This window comes from Sphingobacterium sp. xlx-130 (genome assembly GCF_011007405.1).
GTDB lineage: Bacteria > Bacteroidota > Bacteroidia > Sphingobacteriales > Sphingobacteriaceae > Sphingobacterium > Sphingobacterium luzhongxinii.
The window spans coordinates 340,051-364,252 of sequence record NZ_WFKN01000006.1 but is presented as its reverse complement, the minus strand read 5'-3'; the positions used below and the strand labels follow the sequence as shown (position 1 = coordinate 364,252).

The window sequence follows — 24,202 nt, the reverse complement described above, 5'->3', positions numbered from 1 at the left end:
GGCGGATTAGTGTACATGATCCGCCTCCTAGGGCTACATATAGTGTGAGAACTGCTTTTGTAGACTCTTCCGTATCAGAAAAATACGTGACTTTATCGTTCCTTCCGGAAGGCCGTATAGTTCGGACAATTCTTTGTATTTATACCCCTGCACATGATATTCAAACATTTCTTTGTGTTCGGCAGGGAGTCGCTTTAGGGCGTGCTCCACGTCCTTTAATACCAAGCTCTTTTCTACAGTATTCTCGGTAAATGGTTCATGGCAACCTAGATCGTGCAGTTCGGAAACTTTATTACTTTCATAAAGATGCCTATGTTTGCGATTTCGGTAATGGTTAATATAGATGTTTTTCATAATAACAAACAACCAGGATATTACCCGTGGATTATGAAAAAACTGATCTACGTATTTTAATGCACGCATAAGTGTCTCTTGGACTAAGTCCTGAATGTCTTCTGGGTCATTGGTAAACTTGTAGGCAAGGCTTTTCAATACCGAACGGTATTCAATAAGCTGTAGGTTCAAATCTTTGTTTTCCATGTTGAAGTTATTTTTAGATGTACTAAGCCTGTTACAAAAAATATGCAAGATGCCGTGATTTTCAATAATTTGGGTATTCGCCACCTTAGAAAGGATATATATACTTAGATTGGGTGAAAATACGCTGGTTTTTTGCTGGCTTATTTCGGCAAGTAGGTGTTTAACAGGTTTATAGATGTTGTAAGTACGCGTTGTATTTGATTCAAAAGATAGTGTTGAACAAATTCTCGAGATAATTGTTAACTTGAAAAGTCTATTAATGAAAATGGGTTGTTATGAATATTGAGGTTTGGGCATTATTATTTTTATTTATTATTCCGATGCCCCGTTCTGAGGCACAAAGCGATCCGCGAGAAAACGACGTACTGCGCTCAATTGTATTTATGCGCACGGAGGGATTGGGTATGATTGATCTTCTGCATTCTCACAGTCATAATAAAGAAATAAAGGCTTTATGTCTCCGCATGAAATCGTATTATAAGGAGACACAGTCTGAAGCTGTTGAATTGTGTAGGGGTAAGGATTTACAACTTTCAGAAAAGGATGTAGATGTATTGTTGGATCGGTTGAAAAAGGGCTTTGAAAATTACAACGTCGATCGAGAAAGCGATTACTTGCAATTATTTGAAGAGCATGTCAATAAAAGCATACAGCTATATGCAGAGCTCGTCCAAGAACACCGTTGGGAGAATATAACACATTTTTCCTTTACTGCACTGCCGGAACTCTTTAATTTACAGCAGGAGATACGCAAGATAATGAAACGATAATGTGAAAGTATGAGCTACTCATAAAGACGTTAATAGTAAATAACAGCAGTGTCTGTTTGCTGTTGAAACTAACGAAGTAGCGAAGCCAATCGTATTAATACGTTGGAAAGGTAGGATACTATCCCTTTTTTATTGAAATGCACCCTTTTTGTATTCGGACTGTAAATAAGGTAGTTACTACGTAAAGCTACATCTGCTAGGATAGAAAGCGACCAGAGAATTTCGGATTCATAAGAAGTTAAAATCTATTGTGTATTGTTTGATGCGATCTATATCGTAGGTGTCAATGTCTCTATCTTGGCATTACGGCTCAGGCTTTTATTCTTATCCGCTGTTCAAGGATTTTATTAATACATTATTCCTAAAAAAGTAAAATTTTATTGAACGTTTTTGTAGGACAGCTGTTCTATCTATAACAACAATTAAAATTTACATTAATAAAGGAGAAACATTATGAGCGAATTAACTTGGAAAGGACGTTGGAACGAACTTAAAGGAAAAGTGAAACAAAAGTACGCGGATCTTACAGATGATGATCTATTGTACGCAGAAGGTAAGGAAGATGAATTATTGGGAAGACTGCAGAAAAAAACAGGTAAGACCAAAGATGAAGTAGAAAGTTGGTTGAATGATTTGTAATGGCTCTGGTTATTGGCTGAACGCTTCTATTAGCATCTATTATTAGAATGGGTATAAGCGGTATACCGACGAGTGGTGTTTCTATGGAAGCACCACTTGTTATGAAGAAGCGTATTTCGTTGATACAGCGAATAATTGAATGTGTAAAATTATTTTCTATATGGGTATGCAGTTCAAAAAGGTCACGCACTCACTTTTAAATGAATTAAAGCAGAAAGGTTATAACGCCTTAACGTCGAATAATGAGCTTTCGGATCTACAGATCTACTGGTATCCCGAAGAGGTAAGTAATGTAAATCAATATATCGTTAAACTAACAAATAGAGGGTACGTTGCACCATTAAATCAACCTATGATCTTATGGATCCAAGATGCAATAGATAACCTGAGTGAGTACGAATTGGCGGGTATTGTGTTTATAACCGATTAGATTTTCTGTTATGAAAAAGATAATTCCTCGTGTATTTCATGCCTGTATCGATTATTCTCTTGTTTCTTTGTTGCTTGCAGGACCTTCCATATTTATAAGTAATTATGGGGTTAGCGCTAAATGCGTAAGTTTATTTATTGGCGTATTTCTGGCATTAATGAATCTTTTTACTGCATATGAAGGTGGTATTATCCGTTTGGTAAATATAAGGATACATTTATTAATCGAAAAGCTTGCAGGTATTTTCCTGATAATCTCACCATGGCTTTTCGATTTCAGTGGGCAAACATTTCTATTTCATGTTTTTGCAGGACTAGTATTATTTGGAATAGGTGTATTCACCCATGTAGATACTCCTTCCGAGCTTTCCCCAAGCTAGAGCCTTTACGGCTTTTTTTTGTTGATGGGGTACTACCTTTGTCAAAAACCGTGTCTTAACTTTTTATTATAACAATTTGTCTTTTGTTGGATTTTATCTCCCTACATCAATAACTGTAATATGTTTTTACGGACTTCTATAGTCATTGGTTCTCGTAATGGAAGCATCAGTTCATCATCAATATGCATATAGGAACCCGCGTAGTCGATATTTACGATTTGGGTTTTAAGAGTTTTGAAGGGAAAGACAGATGTTTTACCTTTTAGGAGTTTCTGGATATAAGCAGCAAAATCTTCGTGCTGTTCTTCTTTCACAATAACAATGTCTAATAAGCCATCATCAATCACAGCTTCTGGAGCTAAGAGAAGATTTGGACCGATATAGGGTATATTTTTTGAATGAACGTTTGATTCGTCTATTTGTTCTCGTTGTATAAAATATTTATTGGTAGAAAGCATTTATGGTTTCTAAAGGAACTGATACTTTTAAAAAAATATGAGAATATTGATCACTAACGATGATGGTATATATAGCCCAGGAATTGCAGCCCTTGCAAGAGTTGCTATGAAGTTTGGAGAGGTAAAAATAATCTAGTATCTATCACGCCGCTACGTCTCGATTTGACAGACGAAAAGACCCTGAAAGAAAAGTTAATAATGCAGTCCAACTGACCGCCTGTCTTTGCCTTCATTATCAAAGTTTTGGTCGCTTAGATATCTATAGTTAAATAATCAATCAAATTCCTTCCCGAACAAAGTTCCAGGAGATTATTTAAGCATTTTCTAATGATAATAGCCAGTATACGCTGGCTTTTTTTGTAAAGGAGAATGGGATGAAAGCTCATGATACAGGAAAATTAACTTGCACGCATGTTGTTTGATTTACCTCTCTTTATTTGTAGAATACCCCTATAAACTTTGGCTTTGTCCCATAATTTTCTTTGAGAAATGGTCTTTGTAACTCCAGCTTTTGAAATAGATAATAGTACACGGGATCTGTGAGACCTACACATTTTTATTACTTTTTAAAAAAAAGTAATAAAAAAGGAAATCCAATTAGACGTAGAGTTCGTATATGAGGAGGAAAGACATTTATAAACAATAAAAGCAATAGTTATGAACAAGACAATCTCAAATGAAAGCCTTAAAGAGGAAATTATTCCTAAAACAGGCGAGTCGCTTCAGCGAAGAAATTTTCTTAAGCTAGCGGGTGCTGGAGTAGCTGGTATGGCATTAATGGGTATGTATAGTTGCAAAAGGGATGATGATACCCCAGATATGGTTGGGAATGGATACTACATGGGGAGTGGCGATATAGCTATACTCAATTATGCATATGCATTAGAGCAATTGGAAGCCGCCTTTTATATTGAAGTGGCGAATAAACCGTACACTGGAATTTCGGATTGGGAGAAGACACTGTTTACGGATATTCGAAATCACGAAGTAGCTCATCGTGAGTTTTTTAAAGCTGCATTAGGTAAAAGTGCTATAGCTAATTTAGAATTTAACTTTTCAAGCGTAAATTTCTCCTCTAGAGACAGTGTATTGGCAGCAGCCAAAGCGTTTGAAGACTTAGGTGTAGCTGCTTATAATGGTGCAGGCTGGCTCATCAAAAACGAAGCCTATTTATTATTGGCCGGTAAGATCGTATCCGTAGAGGCGAGACATGCGGCATTGGTCAGAGATCTGATCGAAAATGGCTCCTTTGCAAATCAGGAAGTGGTGGACAGTAATGGACTTGATGTTGCCAAGAGTCCTACTGTGGTGCTACAGGCAGCAGCACCATATATAAAAACCAAGATAGACGCAAAAGATCTTCCTACCTATTAGTCACATTAAAATATAATAATCATGAATTTGTTCGACATATTTGATCAAGTAACGCAGGTAGACCCTGAGTTCAACGAACGTGTGAGCCCACGTAGAGCGGCTATCCGTAATATGATGTCTTTTGGTAAAAAGGTTGGTATTGCTGCCATGCCTTTTGTGTTGAATGATTTGTTTAAGCGGGCGTATGGGCAGACCCCCACGGATGTAAACGGTGTATTAAATTATGCACTTACCCTAGAATATTTGGAAGCTGAATATTACACTTTAGGCACTGCTGCGTCGAACCTAGTTCCTTCAGGCAAGCCTATGGATGCAATTACAACCATACGGAATCACGAAGTGGCCCATGTCAATTTTTTAAAACAGGTACTAGGTAGTAATGCGGTATCCAAACCAACATTTGATTTTACTGCAGGAGGTACATTTGCTAACGTCTTTACCAATTACGACACCTTTCTAGCATTGGCGCAAGCCTTTGAAGATACAGGCGTACGTGCCTATAAGGGGCAGGCTGGTATATTAAAGGGAAATAAAGTGGTGCTTACCGCTGCATTGCAGATTCATTCCGTGGAGGCTAGACACGCATCGCATATCCGGCAGATGCGTCGGGCTAGAGGAGGTGCTGCATCGATGCAAAAACCTTGGATTACCGGAGCAAATGACTCGGGAATAGGATCCGTAGTGGATGCGGTGTATGACGGAGAAGAGAATAAAGTGCAAGGAGGAGTGGATATAACGGGCCTTAATGGAGTGACGGGCAAATTGTCGCTCGATATGGCCACACAATCTTTTGATGAACCATTAACTGCTACTGCAGTATTGGATATCGCAAAGTTATTTATAAAAAGTTAGTTTAATTGTTTTTTTTAAATCCCCTAAATCCATCTCTATGAGGTGGATTTTTTGTATTATATATTGCCGATGACATACATTTCAGTCAAGGTGGGCTGAGGGGTGCCCCCTTCTTTTTCTAGTGTTATTGCAAAAGCCTGGGCTTGCTCTATATTGCGCATGCGTACTAGTACTTCATTGTTTTGACTAGGTATTACGCCTGCATCCACTGGGACTCCATCTACTAATGCCCATAGCTGGTACTGTTTTCCTTTAGGTGCTTTAGGTAAGGACGCAGCGGAAAGATATACGGTAGATTCTTGGCTATCCCATAATACAAATGCTCTTAGTGAAGGATGAGATTCTACACCATTTAAAGTTACGGTATGTACGCTTGGACGATTTAATAATGCCCATTTTCGTTCGGATTCCAGTAGTTTTAGTTCGGTCTCCCGTTGGTTATTAGCTATTTCGACTAGTGTGCTACCCAATTTTTCGGTACGTTGATAGAGGTAGAGGTTACCTAGTAGGCTAAGGGCCAATACAACAGAAGCAGCTACAAAATAGCGTGTAGGCGGTGTGCTTTCTTGCTTTTCGGAGGTCTTAAATTCTGCTGCGGCGATATCCTTATCGTCGTCAGATATCTCAACGTTTTTAGACCTAACTTCTACTTCCTGTATTTTATCCCATACAGATTGTTTTAAGTTAGCTTCAGGATATATTGCTTGAGTTGTCGCTAGATCTTCCAGCAGCACTTGAGCCTCTCGTATTGCAAGTTGTACCTCGGGGTGTTTGAGGCGTATGCACTCCAAGACACTCACCTCTTCTTCTGAAGCGAGTCCCATTACATACGATTCAATAATGCCAGACGATATGTACTCTTTTATATCCACAATTATCTGTACTCTTTTAAAACAAACTTTAATTGCATTAACGCCGCTCTTACGCGAGTCTTGACCGTACCTAGAGGTATACTTAGCTCTTCTGCTATTTCCTGTTGCGTGTACCCTTCGTAATAGGCCATTTTAATCAGTATCTGCCATTCCGGTTTTAATTTATCAATCACGGAATTGATTCCTATATGTCCTAATTGCTCTTCCATATCTGTCCTGACAAAACTAACTTTTTCTTCACTATTTACGATATCTTGGAGCGATTGGTTTTTTTGATCGTTACGGATACGCTTAGATTTAATATAGTCTATAGCTGTGTTGCGAGCTATATTCAACATCCAGGTGTATAATCTTCCTTTTTCCCGGTCAAATTGATAGCCATGAGTCCATATTTTGACGAAGGTATCCTGCAGCACTTCGTCTGCATAATTTTTGTCTGTCACTACACGTAATATTACGCCGTAGAGAGCTCCCGCATAATTGTCATAAAGATAATGAAATGCACGTTGATCCTTTTTTTGTAAAAGGTCAATCAGATCATCTTCAGACAAGTAGTTTATTGGGCTCAAGGGTAATTATTTCATCAAAAATAGTAAAAAAAATGAGAATAGGACTGAATTTGTTTTAATCGTGCGTGCCTAGGCAATGTAACTCGTCCAAAGTACTCAAGAACAGTATGTATGTCCGAATATAGGCTAGTTACTAAATTAAAGTAATATAGTATATATTTGTACTTGTTTTTCTGATTTAGTTTTTTCTTGAGATATGGAGTATCTGTTATATAGAGAGCAACAATTATCTTGTGATGTTGATACAGCTTGGAATTTTTTTTCTAATCCACATAATTTAGCAAATATTACCCCTATTAAAATGCAATTTGAGGTATTGTCCAAAAACCTTGAAGAGTCTATCTATGAAGGTATGCAGATCGATTATAGGGTGGTTCCGATATTCGGGATACCGATGCGTTGGAGAACTCGTATAACGCATGTTGATACAAAAAAAAGTTTTGTAGATTTTCAAGAAAGGGGACCGTACAAACTTTGGGAACACACTCATCAATTTATCCCCAACGGCGATGGGGTGCTTATGAAAGATAGTGTACGGTATATATTGCCTACGGGAATTTTTGGTCAATTGGCACATGAGCTGTTTGTGAAAAAGAAGCTAAATGAAATATTTGATTATCGATACCAGGTTTTAGAATCAAAGTTCAACAGCCTACAATAAGTTTATTGGTATGAAGTATAGTTTAATGAAAGATGTTATCGGACTTTTAGAGAAGTTTGAAGTGGAATCTTTAGCGGATGGCTATCCTCAAAATATACAAGGTTTTCAACGTTGGATCTCGGACAAGTCTCCCAATCACGGTATCGAAGTGGAGCCTATTTGGCTTGGTAAGGAAAAGGGAAGAAGTGCAGAAAGCGCTATAAGTACCTTATTGGTACATATGAATCGTTATGCAAAGAGCTATTCAAAATCAGCTATAGCAGGTTCTTCTTTTTCTACCCAGGAAGAGTTTATTTATCTGATAAATTTACAAGCCTTTGGAGCAATGAGCAAAATGGAGCTTATAAAAAAGAATATACATGAGAAGCCTGTAGGGATGCAGATTATCAATCGTTTAATCAATCAGGGCTGGGTGAGTCAAAGGGAATCCAGTACCGACAGAAGAAGAAAAGTGATTATGATTACTGAAGAGGGGGGACGTGTATTAAATCATCAGATGGACCGGATCAGACAAGCAACACATATTGTGACAGGTAATTTGACGAAAACAGAGAAAATGGATTTAATTAAGCTTTTGAGCAAACTTAATGATTTTCACCATGCTTTATACAGGCAAAGCTTAAATAGTGACTCATTACTTGATATTGCCTACCAAACTTATAAAGAAGCGCAAGCCTCATCCGTTTAGTATGAATCAATAAGATATTCTGAAAATGCTTAAAAGGATTTAAATAATATGTTTGTCGACTTTTCTACTGTTCTAGGTTTTCAGTACATTAAGTACTTTATTATCTACTAGCTTGTGCAAAAGAAGGAAATCTTTTATCTGTGTTTTTAGTTTGCTGGAAGCAATGGAATCCCAGTGTTCTATGATCTGATTGGTATCTTGTTGGATATCTTTGTTGTAATTGAGTATGGCAGGAGCGTTTTGTTGGATGGTAAGCCTCAGGAAGTGAATTTCTGGATCCCCATAACGCTTTTTCAGGGCGGCATCTATCAGCTTTTTTCCATCTTTGAAGCTGTTGAGTTTGGATATCGGGGTGCTTAGGTGATCTGCCCATACCATTAGATAAGCGCCATGATAGGCCATCTCTAAAGGATTAGTAGCTTTTGTATCTTGCAGTTGTTCGATTTCGGCCTTACAAACATTTTTATCCTTTACGGCCAATGGATAATTTTGGCGTAAACGCTCGATATTGGATTGTAAGACCATGCTGCTGCTGGTAAGTAGACCAAGTCCATAGTAAATTGCTGTATTCATAGTGATATGATTTAATTTTCTGGTTTCCTATGCGGACTACCTACCTACCTATTTCGATTCTATATAACCTTTTTGTCGGAAGGAAAAGGATAAATAACAACGGAAGCTACGGAAAGAAATTCACTTTAGCAATATTGCAAACTCTCGGACTAACATTGTTTTTTCAAGGAAGATCATCGTACATGATCTTATATAAATTGTCGCAGGACTTTTATTTGCATCAATACGATCGACACAAGTCTGTCCTACCCGAATATAAATTCTTTGGACGGAGCAATGTCTTCTGATTTAGTATTTCCAGTTTTTCTTCTAGTTCGCGTTGTTGTTCGTGAGAAGAAGGCTTCATATGTGTCCCACAGGCCCAGGTTCGATGAGGGATACGCGAATGTATTAAGTATTGATTTCTTTTCGTAGGGCTTCGGTAAATCCTTGTATACCTGATTTGGTAGTACAGTATCCGTTACGTTTTCGTTCCGGGTTATCGGTACTCATTTTTATAGTGATTTCTTGCGCTTCTATAGATGTATAATTTGTCGATCAGGAAAAGCCGATAGCGGCGGTATGTCATGGGCCTGCAGCTTTGTTTGCTATGGAAGTGGGTAGACCCGGATATCTCAACTTAAGACGCCTTACTTCATTTACCAATATGGAAGAGTCGATCGTGATGCGCAAAGATAATATTCCGTATGAGCTCGAAACCAGGCTCGTGGAAAATGGCGCAGATTTTAGTCATGCTGTCGTACCTTTTATGGCCCATGTGGTGTTGGACGAAAACCTCATTACAGGACAGAATCCCATGTCTGCTGCACCAACGGCTAGAACACTGATTGAATTGATCCGTTTTCCGAAGCCGCTTTGATAGATCTTATTAACTATTCTTTAAAAATAAAATAATAGAACAACAGCGTTGTATTGACCAATACGGAGAATGCGTTGGATAAGATAATAGGCCATTCGGATTTTATGAATCCATACAATACCCATAAAGATACTCCCGCCAGTAATACGACTATCATAACAGGAGATAATGTCTGTACGTCTCTTTCTTTTATGACTTTGATAAGTTGGGGCAGCATAGATAGGGAGGTTAGTATTCCCGCCGTGATACCGATTAGCATTTCCATAAGTAAATAGTTTGTTAATATACCTAGACCATCAAGCTGCTGCTCGATGGTCTTTTACGGTTAGATAATCTGAGAGTTGTCTTCTTTCATCGGATCGGTACCAGGCTGAACGGTTGGATCCCGATCGATATTGTCCCGATCTTGGTCCGGTTCCAGATAAGGGGTATCGATCTCACGGTCGGTGTCGGGTTCTATTTCATCAATATCGGGTACGGGCGCTTCCATAGGATCCATGTCGGGCTGTTCGGTCGGTTCATTTTCCTTTATTTCATCGATCTCCGGTGTCTCCCGTTCTAATGGATATACATCGGGTTGTTCTGGAGGTAAGTTCTCTACGCCTTTCCGGTCTGGAGACAGTTCCGTGGATTCTTCTGTTTTTTGAGAAGAATAAGGTGCAGCATCATCTTCGCCCGGCATGCCTGGATTATTGCCCACTAAACTAATCGCTACGATGAGACCTGGTCGCATGGTAACTTCATTTGCTTGCTCTTTCATGTTTTCTAGTATTAAATGTTTGCTGTGTGAACGCTTGGATAATGCATTGGTTGCCGGATTAAATACTGAAAAGAGTAAGCAAAATACCTGAATATGAGTTGGGAGCTATGCAAATGTAAATATCTATGGATATGTGCGGAATCTGCTGTAGCTACTTTAAGGATCCTAGATGGACTGCGGGCGCGATTTCCTCAAGCACAGGTGTATGTCAGCGTGACGGGACTTGCTTATGAGACGGAGAATCCCAAACAAAAACGTCCGATAGGTACCGTATACTATGCATTTAGACTGGAAGACAGTACCGTCATCTATAAAAGAAAATTTAAGGGAAATGCCGCTGAAATAATTGTAAAAACCTGTAACGGTATATTGTCTGATCTATCAAAATGGCTGGCGGCTAAGGCGAAAGAAAAAAAAACAGTAGTCTAATCGAAAACTAAATACGGTAAAGGATGGTTATAATTTAAATAAATCATATCATGTCCTTACAAGTAGTCCGTAAAAACATATACTTCAAGCCCGATTCGAAAAGGGTGCTTGCGCGATATTTCAACCTTAGCGTGGAGCGTACAACAAAAATTGTATACCGAATTTTAAAGAGTTCTAAGCAGCAAAAGACGGATATGCTCAATCAGCTTCTACGCAACTTTTCTAAGCGGCATCGAAGCGTACTTGACATCTGGGAACGGAATTTTCAACGTACCGCAGGTAGGTTATTGGAGGATAAGTTACGTGATCGGGAGTATTCGGATCAGGAGCGCTTATTAATTGGAGCCTATTTTACGATGGAATATTCGGTAGAAGCAGCGGCATTTTTCAATCCCTCAATCGTAGAGTCTCCAGATCAGACCCAGTTGAGAGATGGAGAAAAACGGATCATCCTCAGCTTTAGGGCCACTGGCGAAGGACATGTATCTTCTATCGTGTTTAGATCTGCAATAATCGATCGTGATTTAAAGATTCATGTCGAAGAGGTGGGGGGATTGTTGGAGAAGCCCAAGCAGGTAAAAAGTCACCGTTATCAGAAAGCAGATTTTTTGGATAAACTGTTGCAGATTCATGATCCGGTAAAGGAAATGTTGGATAAAATTGAGGGTAAGATGGCGCCCAGTTTTACCTATGAAGAGTTGCGCCAATATATTACAGAAATCCAACAGGAGAATAAGCTGGATATCGAAGGACAGAACTTAATGACACATATATTATGGCTAGCTTCTTCGCATTATGAAATGACCTATTCATTGGATTCTTCATTGTCCGAACGGGTTATCTTTCCCATTTCGGACACGGAGAAAAACGGTATCGAAGACGCACGTTTTGTACGATTTATCAATGAAAGAGGAAGGCCGATTTATTATGCAACTTATACAGCGTATGATGGTCTTACAATCTTACCTAAATTGCTTTCCACAAAGGATTTTGTGCATTTTAAAGTGCAGCCGATCAATGGGAAGATTGCCAACAAAGGTGCAGCACTATTCCCGCGAAAAGTACACGGCAAATATGCGATGCTGTGCAGAGTGGATGGTGAAAGCAACTATATCGCTTTTTCGGACGATCTGATAAACTGGCATCAGGAAGTAACATTGCTCAAGGAGCCCGAATTCCCATGGGAGTATGTACAGTTAGGCAATTGTGGCTCGCCCATAGAGACGTCCAAAGGTTGGTTGGTATTGACCCACAGTGTAGGCCCTATGCGGGAATATACCTTGGGAGCGATTCTTTTAGACCTGGAGGATCCGACCAAAATAGTAGGCAAACTCAATCAGCCTTTGCTCTATCCCAATACGGAGGAACGTGAAGGCTACGTTCCTAATGTGGTATATTCCTGCGGGCAACTCATTCACAAAGGGCATCTGGTGATTCCCTACGCCATGTCTGATCATGCTTCGACCTATGCCACGATATGCCTAGATGACTTGTTGGATGCGCTTACGGATTGTTAACGGCTAATCTTCAAGATTATAACAAACATATAGGTAAGCCTGCCAAAAGCTAATGCTACTCTCTGCCCCTTGATTGAGATTTAGCCCGAATCGTTCTAAGCCATCGCAACATCCCTTAGTGACAGCGTCGTACAAGGGTATACCGAGTTCATTTTTTCCGAAAAACCATTGTAGGCTTTGGATCATACGCTGTTTATACCTGCTGTTGCCATATAGTCTGAACAGCTCTTTGTACATAAGTATAGTCGATGGAACCTCTATCGGTTGCTGGGCAAATATACTACGTTTGCTTCCCCGCACATACCAACTTTCATTGCCAATGGTGGAGAGATACCCTTTTTCGAATATCAGGCCTTCGAGGAATGCTGCTGTCTGTCGGCCTATCGTAATCATGGACTCCTGCTTCAGTAGTATGCCACTACGTAATACTGCTAAAGGAATAACAGCATTATCATAGGCAAGTATCTGCTCATACCAATTCCAATCGGGACTGTGACTGCCCTTGTATTCGTCCAATAAATAATAGTTGAGTTGCTTTATATAGAGTAAAATCTTATCGTCCGAGCGGTTGGAAGCATGGTAGTGCTGTAACCCCAAAAGCGTGTAACTAACCGCCCTTACAGATTTTAGGGCGACACAGTGGGGCAAGGCCTTGTGCAGTATCTCTTCAGCAAGGAAGACCAGTTCAGAATCCTGGGTATAGCGGAGAAAGTGACCTAAGGCCCATAAGGTACGCCCGTAGCTATCTTCTGTTCCATACTCATCTAAAAATTGATGATCAAAGGAAAGTAGATTGCGGAATCTGCCGCAGTCTCTCTGCATATAGTGGATGTAAGCAAGATAGGTATAGGCCAGGTCTTTAAATTCGCAGGACGGATGTGCCTGAGTGGACAAGGTAGTCAATAATAAGGCCCTAGCCGTGTCATCCAGGCAATAACCGTGTCTGTAATTAGGTATGCTGTAGGTTGCATGCTGCACGATAGATACCTGATTTGTCATTCGTCGGATATGAGAGAGATCAAAAGGAGGAAGCTCCGGAATAATCTCTTGTAAGACCCCAAATTCGAAAAGTGAGTCGACTGTATTTACTTCTTGTTTCATCGCTTATTACTTAAGAGGACAATTTATGAGTAGAGGTACGTAACAGATTGTTGATAGTGTGTTTTGCACTGCTGCGGGGTAATGTCATAGCCACAGGTACATCTTTTGTTACTATACGTTGGAGAAGTTTGGACTGTAGTTTGCCTACCTTGCTCCAGCTCATGGATGCACCATAACGGGCAGCATTGTACCGGTACTTAGCTAATAGTTGTGGCTCCTCTAAAAGAGCACGGATAATCAAGCTGAGGGCATTACTGTCTTTAAAGTCGAACAACAGACCTCGGTCGTCTTTTAAGAGATCCTTGGCATACCAGTATGGCGTAGATACCACGGCGGCACCTGCACCAATCGCGAAGGAAAGCGTACCGCTGCTGATCTGATTCTCGTTCGGGTATGGGGTAACATAAATGTCACAGGCGCTAAGGTACTGTGTTAGCAGCTTTTCGGAGGCAAACTCGTTTATAAAGTGCACCTTTTCGGAAATACCCAATTCTTGTGCTTTTGCCAGTAAGTATTCGCGGTAAGCTTCGCCCGCGTCCCGTAATATATTGGGATGTGTGCTACCTAAAATAATATAAACAAAATCATCATGTGGTACAGCGGCTACTGCTTCAATAGCTGTCTCGAACCCCTTGCTCGGGCCCAAAAAACCGAAGCTGAACATAACCTTTTTGCCCGCGAGGCCAAGTTGTTGCTTGGCCTCGCTTTGATTGTAGGCAAAATAAGGTACACCATGAGGAATAAGTTCTATTTTTCGCGGAGTGATGTGGTAGATGCGTTTGAGCATTTCTACGGCAGTGTCGGTCATGACGGTAATACTCTGGCTGTACTCGGAGAGTTGTTGGAGTACGCGAAGTTCTGTAGGGCTAGGGTATTGGAGCACCGTATGAAAATTCGTAATTACAGGTATGGAAAGTTCTTGCACAAAATTCACGATGTAATTGCCACTCTCACCGCCAAATATGCCGTACTCGTGCTGGATTATTACCGCATCAAAAGCCGTATTGATCTGTTTGGCAGCCTGTAGATAGCTGGCAATTTTGTTTTTTTCAATACTAATGAATACTTCGGATGGAAAGAAATCTTCGCTACCATCCGAGATGGCTATGATAGCCGGCGCTAAAGAAGCGTCTTGCTGTAAGGATTTGAATAAATCCTGCGTAAATGTAGCAATACCGCACTGCCTAGGTGGGTATGTTCCGATAATGGCGATATTCATAGTGACTTTGTTTTTCGTTTCTATTATAAAGAACAGAAAATGAACGACTATGTTGTTGCAAAAAGGGCGAAAATATAAAATGCCGTATTAAATCTTTACTATCCGTATAAATACTTCGCTTGTGATACAGTCGCTATGGGGATATGCTACGCCACTGCGCTCATCGACATGCAGATCTCCGCGCATTCACGGCATAGGCGAGCGCATTCACGGCAATGTTCCATCCCATGAGCGGCATGCTGCTCGCATTCTTCGGCACAGGCGGTGCAGATATTCGCGCATAATTCGCACAAGGCATGACGGTTGTTGCTGTCCAGTTGCATCAACTCTGCAGTCGCTTTACAGACGGTAGCACACTCGAGGTTCATTAGAATACAATCGCGCAACATTTCGATTTCGGACTCATTAAGGCAGGCTGACGCACATTGCATAGTGGCGCTCGCGCAGGCTAAGCATTTCTCGATACATTCTTGCATTTTCTCTTTCATGATCTTGTGATTTATCGTTTAAAAAATAAATAGCTAACGATCAACGAACACATAAAAACGTATTTGGTTTAAAAGGAGTGTAAGTAATATAACATGGAGGGTGGAAAAGGAGCGGTAATCGGCATCTCGCACAGGAGATCCATATGTTGCACCAAGGCACAATTGATCGTCTTGTTGCTGGCTAAGGATTGTTTTAGGATATTGTCGGCGGTTATAAGCTGTTGATTGTGTTCGATCAGATCTTGTTTGAAGAGATTTTCAAATTTATTCATGGCGCTTTCTACGATAAAAGTACAGCGTTTGTGTTGCTGCAAATCCACTTTCTTGGGCTTTGAGTGCTGTACGATGACTAAGCCCCAGAATTCATTCTCTAGGTAAAGTGGAAAGAACAAGGCCGATGATACGCCTAAAGTCTTAAGATAAATTTGATGTAATCGGGGAGGAGGAGCGAGCTGGCTGCATAATAAATGTATATGGGGTTCTAGGCTGTATAGTTTTTGATTGACTTGTTCTCAATCAGGTATGTAGCGGTAGGATAGGTTTTTGTAATAAGCTATAGCTGCGTTAGGTAAGAAAGTTTCGGCAAACTCCTTGCCGATAAAATCGGCTTTAGAAGTCTTTTGATGTTCTGCAATAACTTGACTATGGCAGGTCTCCTGAATCTGAAGAACAAATACCCGCTCGAATTTGAGCAACTTGTACAACGCCTTGCACAGAAAATGCCAATTGTTGGTACAGATCTCGTCAAAAAGAGAGCCTAGCTCATTCATGCGGGAGACCGAAATGTGCTTGTGATGCTGCTCTTCCCATTCGATGTATACCCGGCCTTTGCTTAGACTGAGTTTGAAATAATAGCGGTTGTAGTTTATTCTTTTAGAAAATACTTGGCTTGGGATTCTTTTTTCCAGTAGGGCTTGCACGGTATGTGAAAATTTATTGCAATCGCCCATCCAAAGCGACTTAAAGAAATCTTCCAAAGGTAGACCTAAAATGGTCTGTGTGTTTGATTTAGTAAAAAGGCCTACAGACTCACTTACCGCGATAATGGTTAGACTGGTATCCGTAATGATCAAATTGTCAATGGTTTGTAAGGATGCCTCCACAATCTGTCCATCGGTATTTTTCATAAAATAGAATCCTTCTTTTTTATTCCTAGAAATCTTACTAGAATTAACGTGTTTTTTGATAAATATTGTGTTAATAGGTTTGATGTTATTTGTTTATTCAATTGTGAATAGGTTTTGCGCTATACATCACGACAAAAACGGTAAATAAAAAATACGGATGTAAAAAGTACAACAAACATAGATGAATTCTTTTAAGGAGTACCATTCAAAAATTAGATATTAATTTATTTTTCGTAATGTTTTACGTATTTAAACGTCGCAATTGGGTGTTATTACGTTAATTGAGGTTTAATCTTAACAAATAAGCAACTGATCTGTTCACTTAAAGAAACAAAATAGCAAAGCGTATGAAAGCGATTTATTTTTTTGGATTGGGTATCACTGTATTGTTGCTTTCGGCATGCGGTCCTTCTAAAAAGGAAAAAGCAGTAGGGCCAGGCCCTGTGACGGAATCCGATAAAACAAGGTACAATATCAATCCGAATGATGAAGTAAGGTATGGCATACCGGATACTGTAGATAGGGATAGCGTTAAAAAAAGGTAATGAATCAGGTGTGAAAGTTTATCCAATGTAACTTGTTGCTTGGATAAGCTGCATGAGCTTTTTTTGTATGCGGCGTCCGTGGATGGACGATCAGGAGCTTTGGAGATCCGCTTTATCCAATTGTCTAATTTTCCTTGGAGGTAATTTTCCTGGATATAGGGGGGATGGTACAGACACTGCTTGCGAAGGCGTGCATCGATCCCCGTAGCTTGAATGTGGCCATTGGCCGTAACGCATAACTATACTTGCTGCCAAGCAGGAGGAATCACCAATGCCTGGATACGGGCCAACGTCTGGGCTTTTTGGGTAAGACTGCTGTTTTGATCGAGGTATTTAAAGTGCTTTCCATGACGCACACGTTGATAGCATTTTCCTTAGCACGAAACATAACGAAGCCCTGCTTCGTGCAAGGCTTCTGAATCCGGTGTTATATGATCTATTGTCGGCATAACTAATGGTTACGAATAGCGTCAATCAATTTGGCTTTGGTCATATCATGTCGTCGCTTAATCCTGATCTTTTTTGCTTCGTATAATAGTTCGACTTTTGTACGTTCGCCCATAGGGCTACTTTTTCCTACTTTTCTACCGATATCGGGCTGCTTTTTCTTTACTAGCTCCAACTCGAGGTATTGCCTCATACTTGGCATCGTCTTTAATCTGTTTTCCATGATTCTTTGCCATACTTTTTGATTTTTCTTTTGAATCGTCACTATCAACATTGATCATCGCAATAATCAAGCTTCTCATTTGGCCTGTCGTAATTTTCAAATCTTGTATATTCATAATAGTATGTTGAGTTGTTTGCTTATACCACTTCAAAAAATAGACCAAAATTATGCGGAAGACTACCTATTTGGATCCGGAATCTACGTGTTCGCTACAAGTATTTACCCCTTTAGCTGCGTATAAAATGTATCATTCGTACGGGCCATCAAAGAATGTTGGATTATCTAATTTGATAGCGATGCGGTATGCGGCATTGACAAGACCGACATGGCTGTAAGCTTGCGGGAAATTACCCCACTGACTGCCGTCTTGGTCGTCTACATCTTCGCTGAATAGCATGAGGTGGTTACTAAATGATAAGAGTTGCTTAAAGACTTCTTGGGCTTCATCCAAACGACCGACACAAGCTAAAGCTTCTACATACCAAAACGCACATACCAGAAATGTAGATTTGGGGCGACCAAAATCATCTTTATGCAGGTAACGGTAAAAAAGGCCTTGCTCACCCTTTAAAACTTTTTCGAGCTCGATTAAGTGTTCTTTCGCTTTGGGTAAACTGGGGTCTAAATACCCCATCATGATCAACTGTAGGGTAGACGCATCGAGATCGGAGTTGTCTTGCGCATTGGTATATACCTTTCGTTGCGCATCGTAACAACTTTCAATATGCTGTATAGCGCGCTCACGTATAGTATTGGCCTGAGTCGATATATCTTCCAGTCCATATTGGCGGGCTATTTTTAGCGCTGCTGTAGCGCCTGCCCACTGGAAAAGATTGGAGTAGCAATGCCTTTTTTCCATGTTTCGGAATTCCCATATGCCAGCATCCTTTTCATCTATGGTAAGTTCCATTTTTTGAAGGATGAAGCGGGTCCATTGAGCCGCAAATCCAGTGTTCTGATGACGAAAGCGATGGTCGGTGAAAAGTGGGAGTAAAGCGATCATAGCCTGTCCATATACATCATTTTGAATATGCTCATAGGCTTGATTACCGATGCGGATGGGGGTGTTTCCCATATAGCCGTTAAGAAAATCTAATGTTTTTTCCTCTAGTTTGGATTGCCCAAGGATCCCGTATAAGGGTTGTAACCTTCCTACATCGGATTGGGTGATATTGGCGATGTAAGAAGCATATTTTTCCATTTCTTCAAAATGACCGATGTGACTTAAAGCAGTGAGTACATAGTAGCTGTCGCGAACCCAGCAGAATCGGTAGTCCCAATTTCGACCTGCACCGGGGTGTTCTGGTAAGCTAGTGGTACTGGCTGCAATGATAGCCCCGGTGTCTTCATATTGATGTAGTTTTAAGGCGAGAGCGGATCGTATTACTTCCTTTTGGTAAAAGGACGGTATGGAAGCATTTTTTACCCAGCGATGCCAGTATTGACGTGTCCGCGTCAAAAATTCTTCGGCCGTACGTTCGATAGGGGCCTCAAAAGGATAGCCAAATGTAAGAATTAGGTAAACGGGTTTGTTAATTAAGTAAGCAATATCGTCGAAGAAATGGCTTGTAGGCATATTTGTAACAAGACGTATTTTAACATCGCCACATTCAAACTGAACATGGTTGCTACCTCTATTTTTTTGAAAAGAAGATTTTCCATAGTGGTATTTTGGATCGCAGACTACACGTACTTTGGGATGTCCTGATATGGGCTCTATCTTACGGATCAACATAAGTGGTTTGTAATAACGCTCGTACTGTTCAAAGCGTGGTGCATAGTCGGTAATCCGGTAGCTTCCTTCGGCACTCTCAACGGTGGTACACAGTATATTGGTGTTTTCTAGATAGTACTGGCTTGAATGTTTAATGCCGCTGGGTGGTGTAACACTAAATCGACCTCCTTTGTGTTCGTCCAAAAGAGTGCCGAATACAAAGGAATCTTCGAAAGATGGCCAGCATAACCAATTGATATTGCTGTCTTTGCCCACATGGGCTATGTAAGCACAATTTCCAATTATTCCGCTATTGTAAATATGTTTTTGTGTTGTCATTGGATGTGTTTATAGATTGTTCTAATGATTTTGTAGTTTGTGGAGTCAACTGTTGCAGTAGCTTAATTACGTCTTCTTGGTTTTCGATGTAGTAACGTGCTAAGGTCTGCTTATTACCTACCTTGATGGTAACTGCCCAGTCTGGCAGTTCGTAAAACATATCCTCATCGGTAGAATCGTCACCAATGGCAAAGATAAAATCGGGCTTGTGGTGTGCTACAACTTCTAGAGCAGATTTTCCTTTGTTCAGGCTATTTATTTTGATTTCAATTACCTTGTCACCCATGAGCAGCTGTAGGTCATATTGCGGTAGAAGGTATCGAAGCGCATCAGCAAGTTCTTGGGCACGCATCATACCTAGTCCGGTATGCACCTTGCGGTAGTGCCATGCCAACGAATAGTTTTTCTCTTCTATTGTAGAGCCAGGAGTTCGGTCGGTAAATTTGGCCATAATGCGTCTCACAGGAGGTTTCCAATTGGTAGGCATACTGGGTTTATCGCGCCATAGACCATCTGGTACGTTGCTCCAGGCTCCGTGTTCACCGATAAGATAGTAGCCTTTGTCTCCAAACCATTTATTGAGATCGGAATGCTGCCGTCCGCTTATTATAGTGATCTGGTTGGCTTCATCGCTCTGAAGGTTAGCCAGTAACTCCATTACCTGAGCGGTAGGTTTAGCTGCACTGGCTTCATTTTTAAATCCGACTAAAGTACCGTCATAGTCCAAAAAAAATAGACGCCGACTGGCTTGTTGAAACTTATCGGTCAACTTTTTGAGTGTAGCGCCCTGCATTTTACGACTAGCCAATGCCTTCTGTTCGCTTTTTACCTCGTGCAACCTTACGAAAAATAATTTTACCCAATGTGAGATATTGAATTTTTTAACAATTGCTACGTTGCTCCGCATGCGTTGCTGTCGTTCCATTCTGGGCATATAGATCGCGAGATGCATCGCTTGCATAATGTCTTCTATAGCGTTCGGGTTGATTTGTATAGTCTCAGGTAGTTCCTTCGCTGCACCTGCAAATTCGCTTAAGATAAGCACTCCATTGTGATCTTGTGCTTTGCTGGCAATGTATTCTTTGCAAACCAAATTCATTCCATCCCGGAGGGATGTGACCAAACAAATATCGGCCGCCACATAGAGCGCCGAAATATCTTCAATAGGCAATGAGTTGTAGAAGTAAGTAATCGGCGTCCACTCATCCGAACCATAAACGGCGTTGATGTGTCCGACCATACGATCTATTTCATCTCGAAGTAGCTTGTACTGAGGCACGTTGTCTCGCGAAGGAACGACTAACATATATAACACCACCTTATTGCGCAGCTCGGGATAATGTTGTAATAGACCTTCGTAGGCAGATAAACGCTCTGAAATCCCTTTGCTGTAATCTAAGCGGTCGATCGATAAAATCAATCTATGCTTCTGGTATTGTTCTTTAAGCATTTGTACCTTGGTCAAAACAATATCGGATCGGGACAGCTGTTCAAACTTATCGAAATCTATCCCCATGGGGAAGACTTCTACTTGTATACGGTGGTCACGACAGCGTACACTACTATTCTTAGATGAAAGGCCCAAGATATTCAAACAAGAATTTAGAAAGTGCTGGGCATCATGATAGGTATGGAAGGCTATTAAATCTGCACCTAACAGACCTTTTAAAAGTTCATTTCGCCAAGGGATACAACGAAATATTTCGTCTGCAGGAAAGGGTATATGTTGAAAATAGCCTATCGTCAAATCATTTCGTTGTTGACGGAGTAATTGTGGTAGTAACATGAGCTGGTAATCGTGTACCCACAATTCGTCTTTGGAAGTAATGTTTTGATTTAAGATAATTTCACAGAACTGCTGATTTACTTTTTGGTAAGCAAGCCAATAGGATTTGTCGAATACCGCGTAGGATAAGCGATAGTGGCAAATAGGCCATAGTATCTCATTGGAAAAACCTTCGTAATATCCTTCTAGATCTTCTGAACTAAGAAAAACGGGAATAAGATTAAGTTTGGCAAGCTCCGTACGAATTAACTGTTCTTCACTTTCATTTTCGGGAATGTAGCCAGGCCAACCTACCCATACATTACTACCGGTTTTGTAATAAGATCCCAACCCCGTTGCTAAGCCCCCTTCACTCGGTATAAAATGTAATTTATTCGTACGTTTTTCAATACGTATAGGTAATCGATTGGAAATAATTATGGTTCTTTTTTTTTGCATAAAAGGTAAGGTAACAGGTCGTAGACCTATATGATCGGAAGAATAGACTATGTCCAGGTATTAGTAGCGCGCTATACTAGCTGCACCTTCTGTTAGTAGGAAATCTCCAGGGTGTATAATATGTATTTTTGCGCCGGTTTTATGAGCCAGTATAGCTAATCTGTTTAAGATGTCTTTACTGCTTTGTGGATCTGGTTTGACAGCGCGTTCCTCCAAAAAGACATTCCCGTATATTTTTCTACTTTTACCCAATAAAAGATGCTCTGCACGGGCATCCATCACTTGTTTGACAACTTGTCTTAGCTGATCTGTTGCAAGATTTTCAGCTTTTGCTTTTTTGAACAATTGCACAATTTCTGCCGATTCGTGCGAATGTCGATCATCTATGATCTGTTTTACAGCATCAAGTAATTCGGCATTGGAAGCTGTAGTTGCGGATAGTTCAATATGCTCATGTTGTAATTTTGGATTTTTTGATATCTTCTTGAAAAGGTTTAGATTTTCGGAGATGGTGGCTAGATATAAAGGAAGATCATAGGGTTTACTGTAATACTCGTATATCGTATTGTCTACTATTCGGAAAAAGCGCTGATTATCAATATCTTTTTCATCGGTTATCTCCATATAGCCATGTATGGTCGTTGAACCTCTGGAAGCCGTGTGCAGGTGATTGTCAGTAAGATCATAGCCCAGTGCTTCTTGCATCGAGCGCGGTATCTCTGGAGATAGTACAATCTCCTCTATGCCGTAATAATTGCCTTGATACATCCGTACGGTATTTTTTCCTAACGCCAGTACCTGATAGGGAGCTAGTTTTTGAATCAGATCTATGAGCGGTACTACATAGAAAACCTCGTCCAGCTGATAAAAGGCATCACTGCAGGCCGGTAGGTAAACAATTTCGTAAAGTCCTCTCGACGATAAAAAGAAGCCTATACAACCTTCGTGTCCTTTGAATAGTTCTGTATCATCTGCCTTTTTTTCTAGAGTAGATAAGAGTGAAGATACTTCGATATTGTCGATGTTTGAAGATCTGATTTCTTTGATTAGGTTTTTCAACTGAAGAATATTACTACTGACATCCGCTACTTCTCGGCCTACAGGGATATACACCGTAAGGCAAATTGATGCTTCTTCATCAATAAGTTGTTGAAATAGGGTCGTGTCTAATGTTCTCATGAGCATAAATTTTTAGATGTTTGATTTATTGTAGTAATATAAAAACGTTATAAAGAATGTGAAAGTTTACAACAAGCATTAATTAACCTCTAAATAGGTATTTACTACGGTTAACGAATAGAGGTAAATACCCGTATATGTATTTTGGTCTGACTATGTCAGACATGTATTGTTCATAGGTAACTTTTTTAGAGACAGATTATGGATTGAAAACAGATAACTATGAAAGCAGAAGATAACAACCCGATCCATAAATTTGCTCAACCACCATTTGATAGGCAGCCTCAGCCTATCAAATGGTGTGACTGGCAAGATGAACCCTAGACCCGACCATGGTGAAGAAAGATATCAAGGTTAAGGGGTATTGACCGATAAGACGGTGATTATTACAGGAGGCGATTCGGGAATAGGAAAGGCTGTAGCTATCGCTATTGCCCGTGAGGGAGCCGATATTGTGATATGCTATAAAGAAGAAATAGAAGATGTAGCGCCTGTATATGTTATATTGGCTTCGGAAGCTGCTTCTTATATATCGGGTGCTACTGTGCCTATAACAGGAGGAAGGGCGACTATATAATAAAAAAGTGTGCTCCTTCAATCTGAAGAAACACACTTCGAAATCAGCAGTGACTTAATAATTAAGCGGTGTAGCCTTTTAGATCTTCTTTGAGCAATTTGCGCGCCATATGTATTCGTGTCTTTACTGTTCCTTCAGGCACCTGCAAATGATCAGCTATCTCATTGTATTTGTATCCTTCTACAAACATGGTAAAAGCTTCGTAGTTGGAGGCAGGTAGTTTGGAAAGTGCTCCTTGAATATCTTCCATTACAAATTTTGACTCTCCTCTGTTAAAAGACTTACTTTCGAAGTGTGGTACGTTTTGGAGCTCGGACTCTATGGCTCTAAATTTGACTTGTCTGCGGTATTTATTGATATAGATATTCTTCATTATGGTATATAGCCAAGCTATAAGTTTGGGATTGTGAATGAATTTATCTAATGATTTCAGCGAACGGATAAATGTCTCCTGAACAAGTTCTTCTTTTTCATATGGATCACTGGTGAATTTCTGAGCGATGCTATTGAGAATAGGACTGTTCTCTAAAATTGTTAAGTTTAATTCTGCTGTTCTCATATCGATATTCTTTTAAGTTGTAACTGTTGTTGTGTTCATTGGGTTACATCAAATATGGTGCAGAATTATGGCCTAAACAGATTTTGTTGG

30 protein-coding genes and 2 pseudogenes are annotated in these 24,202 nt (G+C 40.2%); 14 read left to right on the top strand and 18 right to left on the bottom strand.

The genetic code is table 11. The features are described 5' to 3' along the window. Positions 1 to 33: 33 nt before the first annotated feature. Entirely contained in the window at positions 34 to 540 is a 507-nt protein-coding gene (locus G7B18_RS13055; protein WP_164122936.1) for an RNA polymerase sigma factor, read from the bottom strand. 275 nt (positions 541 to 815) lie between these two features. Between G7B18_RS13055 and G7B18_RS13050 the strand changes: the two genes are divergently transcribed. The 4 genes from G7B18_RS13050 (at position 816) to G7B18_RS13035 (ending at position 2,758) form a co-directional block, all read left to right on the top strand. Beyond that, positions 816 to 1,310, top strand: a complete 495-nt coding sequence (locus G7B18_RS13050) for a hypothetical protein (RefSeq protein ID WP_164122934.1) — start codon at positions 816 to 818, stop codon at positions 1,308 to 1,310. A gap of 453 nt (positions 1,311 to 1,763) precedes the next feature. Continuing rightward, positions 1,764 to 1,949, top strand: a complete 186-nt coding sequence (locus G7B18_RS13045; protein ID WP_079640579.1) for a CsbD family protein — start codon at positions 1,764 to 1,766, stop codon at positions 1,947 to 1,949. Positions 1,950 to 2,115: 166 nt separating this feature from the next. Beyond that, positions 2,116 to 2,379 carry a hypothetical protein gene (locus G7B18_RS13040; RefSeq protein ID WP_164122933.1) on the top strand — a complete coding sequence of 88 codons (264 nt, stop codon included), beginning with the start codon at positions 2,116 to 2,118 and terminating at the stop codon, positions 2,377 to 2,379. Between the two features lie 10 nt (positions 2,380 to 2,389). Beyond that, entirely contained in the window at positions 2,390 to 2,758 is a 369-nt protein-coding gene (locus tag G7B18_RS13035) for an SPW repeat protein (RefSeq protein WP_164122931.1), read from the top strand. A 101-nt stretch (positions 2,759 to 2,859) separates the two neighbouring features. Here G7B18_RS13035 and G7B18_RS13030 read toward each other — a convergent pair whose 3' ends face one another. After that, entirely contained in the window at positions 2,860 to 3,216 is a 357-nt protein-coding gene (locus G7B18_RS13030) for a hypothetical protein (protein ID WP_164122929.1), read from the bottom strand. 37 nt (positions 3,217 to 3,253) lie between these two features. On the opposite strand from G7B18_RS13030, the pseudogene G7B18_RS13025 reads away from it, so the two are divergent. From G7B18_RS13025 to G7B18_RS13015, 3 genes and pseudogenes are all read left to right on the top strand, one after another. Further along, positions 3,254 to 3,349 (top strand): annotated as a pseudogene (locus G7B18_RS13025) (5'/3'-nucleotidase SurE); the annotation flags it as partial. A 524-nt stretch (positions 3,350 to 3,873) separates the two neighbouring features. Then, positions 3,874 to 4,590 carry a ferritin-like domain-containing protein gene (locus G7B18_RS13020; protein ID WP_164122927.1) on the top strand — a complete coding sequence of 239 codons (717 nt, stop codon included), beginning with the start codon at positions 3,874 to 3,876 and terminating at the stop codon, positions 4,588 to 4,590. A gap of 21 nt (positions 4,591 to 4,611) precedes the next feature. After that, a complete protein-coding gene (locus G7B18_RS13015) occupies positions 4,612 to 5,442 on the top strand; it encodes a ferritin-like domain-containing protein (RefSeq protein WP_164122925.1) in 831 nt (276 codons plus the stop codon). 56 nt (positions 5,443 to 5,498) lie between these two features. Here G7B18_RS13015 and G7B18_RS13010 read toward each other — a convergent pair whose 3' ends face one another. Both G7B18_RS13010 and G7B18_RS13005 read right to left on the bottom strand, forming a co-directional pair. After that, positions 5,499 to 6,314 carry an anti-sigma factor domain-containing protein gene (locus tag G7B18_RS13010; protein WP_164122923.1) on the bottom strand — a complete coding sequence of 272 codons (816 nt, stop codon included), beginning with the start codon at positions 6,312 to 6,314 and terminating at the stop codon, positions 5,499 to 5,501. A gap of 2 nt (positions 6,315 to 6,316) precedes the next feature. Further along, the gene (locus G7B18_RS13005; RefSeq protein ID WP_164122921.1) at positions 6,317 to 6,883 is read right to left on the bottom strand and encodes an RNA polymerase sigma factor; all 567 of its coding nucleotides are present in this window, start codon (positions 6,881 to 6,883) and stop codon (positions 6,317 to 6,319) included. A 196-nt stretch (positions 6,884 to 7,079) separates the two neighbouring features. Between G7B18_RS13005 and G7B18_RS13000 the strand changes: the two genes are divergently transcribed. Further along, on the top strand, positions 7,080 to 7,544 hold the full coding sequence (locus G7B18_RS13000; protein WP_164122919.1) for an SRPBCC family protein: 465 nt from the start codon (positions 7,080 to 7,082) through the stop codon (positions 7,542 to 7,544). Between the two features lie 10 nt (positions 7,545 to 7,554). After that, entirely contained in the window at positions 7,555 to 8,232 is a 678-nt protein-coding gene (locus tag G7B18_RS12995) for a MarR family winged helix-turn-helix transcriptional regulator (protein WP_164122917.1), read from the top strand. A gap of 72 nt (positions 8,233 to 8,304) precedes the next feature. On the opposite strand, the gene G7B18_RS12990 is transcribed toward G7B18_RS12995, so the two are convergent. Next, positions 8,305 to 8,805 carry a hypothetical protein gene (locus G7B18_RS12990; protein WP_164122915.1) on the bottom strand — a complete coding sequence of 167 codons (501 nt, stop codon included), beginning with the start codon at positions 8,803 to 8,805 and terminating at the stop codon, positions 8,305 to 8,307. Between the two features lie 541 nt (positions 8,806 to 9,346). On the opposite strand from G7B18_RS12990, the pseudogene G7B18_RS12985 reads away from it, so the two are divergent. Continuing rightward, positions 9,347 to 9,664: pseudogene (locus tag G7B18_RS12985) on the top strand (DJ-1/PfpI family protein); the annotation flags it as partial. A gap of 13 nt (positions 9,665 to 9,677) precedes the next feature. Here the strand turns inward: G7B18_RS12985 and G7B18_RS12980 are convergent. Both G7B18_RS12980 and G7B18_RS12975 read right to left on the bottom strand, forming a co-directional pair. Next, a complete protein-coding gene (locus tag G7B18_RS12980) occupies positions 9,678 to 9,929 on the bottom strand; it encodes a SemiSWEET transporter (protein ID WP_164122913.1) in 252 nt (83 codons plus the stop codon). A gap of 60 nt (positions 9,930 to 9,989) precedes the next feature. Continuing rightward, positions 9,990 to 10,424, bottom strand: a complete 435-nt coding sequence (locus G7B18_RS12975; RefSeq protein ID WP_164122911.1) for a hypothetical protein — start codon at positions 10,422 to 10,424, stop codon at positions 9,990 to 9,992. Positions 10,425 to 10,517: 93 nt separating this feature from the next. Between G7B18_RS12975 and G7B18_RS12970 the strand changes: the two genes are divergently transcribed. Together G7B18_RS12970 and G7B18_RS12965 are read left to right on the top strand one after the other, a co-directional pair. Continuing rightward, the gene (locus G7B18_RS12970; protein WP_164122909.1) at positions 10,518 to 10,853 is read left to right on the top strand and encodes a CinA family protein; all 336 of its coding nucleotides are present in this window, start codon (positions 10,518 to 10,520) and stop codon (positions 10,851 to 10,853) included. A 50-nt stretch (positions 10,854 to 10,903) separates the two neighbouring features. Then, positions 10,904 to 12,370 (top strand): glycoside hydrolase family 130 protein, encoded by a 1,467-nt coding sequence (locus G7B18_RS12965; protein WP_164122907.1) that lies wholly within the window; start codon positions 10,904 to 10,906, stop codon positions 12,368 to 12,370. Between the two features lie 3 nt (positions 12,371 to 12,373). Here G7B18_RS12965 and G7B18_RS12960 read toward each other — a convergent pair whose 3' ends face one another. From G7B18_RS12960 to G7B18_RS12940, 5 genes are all read right to left on the bottom strand, one after another. Beyond that, positions 12,374 to 13,471 carry a hypothetical protein gene (locus G7B18_RS12960; RefSeq protein ID WP_164122905.1) on the bottom strand — a complete coding sequence of 366 codons (1,098 nt, stop codon included), beginning with the start codon at positions 13,469 to 13,471 and terminating at the stop codon, positions 12,374 to 12,376. A 10-nt stretch (positions 13,472 to 13,481) separates the two neighbouring features. Beyond that, the gene (locus G7B18_RS12955) at positions 13,482 to 14,690 is read right to left on the bottom strand and encodes a glycosyltransferase family 4 protein (protein ID WP_164122903.1); all 1,209 of its coding nucleotides are present in this window, start codon (positions 14,688 to 14,690) and stop codon (positions 13,482 to 13,484) included. Positions 14,691 to 14,836: 146 nt separating this feature from the next. Further along, positions 14,837 to 14,914, bottom strand: coding sequence for a four-helix bundle copper-binding protein (locus G7B18_RS19135; protein ID WP_240452864.1), 78 nt, complete (start codon positions 14,912 to 14,914; stop codon positions 14,837 to 14,839). A 332-nt stretch (positions 14,915 to 15,246) separates the two neighbouring features. Beyond that, positions 15,247 to 15,450, bottom strand: a complete 204-nt coding sequence (locus G7B18_RS12945; RefSeq protein WP_164122901.1) for a hypothetical protein — start codon at positions 15,448 to 15,450, stop codon at positions 15,247 to 15,249. A gap of 240 nt (positions 15,451 to 15,690) precedes the next feature. Further along, on the bottom strand, positions 15,691 to 16,305 hold the full coding sequence (locus G7B18_RS12940) for a hypothetical protein (protein WP_164122899.1): 615 nt from the start codon (positions 16,303 to 16,305) through the stop codon (positions 15,691 to 15,693). A 347-nt stretch (positions 16,306 to 16,652) separates the two neighbouring features. Here G7B18_RS12940 and G7B18_RS12935 point away from each other — a divergent pair, with 347 nt between their 5' ends. Next, positions 16,653 to 16,850, top strand: a complete 198-nt coding sequence (locus G7B18_RS12935; RefSeq protein WP_164122631.1) for a hypothetical protein — start codon at positions 16,653 to 16,655, stop codon at positions 16,848 to 16,850. Positions 16,851 to 17,089: 239 nt separating this feature from the next. On the opposite strand, the gene G7B18_RS19420 is transcribed toward G7B18_RS12935, so the two are convergent. From G7B18_RS19420 to G7B18_RS12910, 5 genes are all read right to left on the bottom strand, one after another. Further along, positions 17,090 to 17,206, bottom strand: coding sequence for a hypothetical protein (locus G7B18_RS19420; protein ID WP_370659333.1), 117 nt, complete (start codon positions 17,204 to 17,206; stop codon positions 17,090 to 17,092). A 95-nt stretch (positions 17,207 to 17,301) separates the two neighbouring features. Further along, a complete protein-coding gene (locus G7B18_RS12925) occupies positions 17,302 to 17,520 on the bottom strand; it encodes a hypothetical protein (RefSeq protein WP_240452856.1) in 219 nt (72 codons plus the stop codon). 247 nt (positions 17,521 to 17,767) lie between these two features. Beyond that, positions 17,768 to 19,573, bottom strand: a complete 1,806-nt coding sequence (locus G7B18_RS12920; RefSeq protein ID WP_164122897.1) for a glycoside hydrolase family 15 protein — start codon at positions 19,571 to 19,573, stop codon at positions 17,768 to 17,770. Next, a complete protein-coding gene (locus G7B18_RS12915) occupies positions 19,545 to 21,797 on the bottom strand; it encodes a bifunctional alpha,alpha-trehalose-phosphate synthase (UDP-forming)/trehalose-phosphatase (protein WP_164122895.1) in 2,253 nt (750 codons plus the stop codon). The genes G7B18_RS12920 and G7B18_RS12915 overlap by 29 nt, the downstream gene beginning before the upstream one ends. 60 nt (positions 21,798 to 21,857) lie before the next feature. Further along, a complete protein-coding gene (locus tag G7B18_RS12910) occupies positions 21,858 to 22,976 on the bottom strand; it encodes a hypothetical protein (protein WP_164122893.1) in 1,119 nt (372 codons plus the stop codon). Positions 22,977 to 23,340: 364 nt separating this feature from the next. Here G7B18_RS12910 and G7B18_RS19235 point away from each other — a divergent pair, with 364 nt between their 5' ends. Then, on the top strand, positions 23,341 to 23,553 hold the full coding sequence (locus G7B18_RS19235) for an SDR family NAD(P)-dependent oxidoreductase (protein WP_262886625.1): 213 nt from the start codon (positions 23,341 to 23,343) through the stop codon (positions 23,551 to 23,553). Positions 23,554 to 23,614: 61 nt separating this feature from the next. Here the strand turns inward: G7B18_RS19235 and G7B18_RS12900 are convergent, their stop codons facing one another. Next, on the bottom strand, positions 23,615 to 24,112 hold the full coding sequence (locus G7B18_RS12900; protein WP_164122891.1) for an RNA polymerase sigma factor: 498 nt from the start codon (positions 24,110 to 24,112) through the stop codon (positions 23,615 to 23,617). Between the last annotated feature and the right edge of the window lie 90 nt (positions 24,113 to 24,202).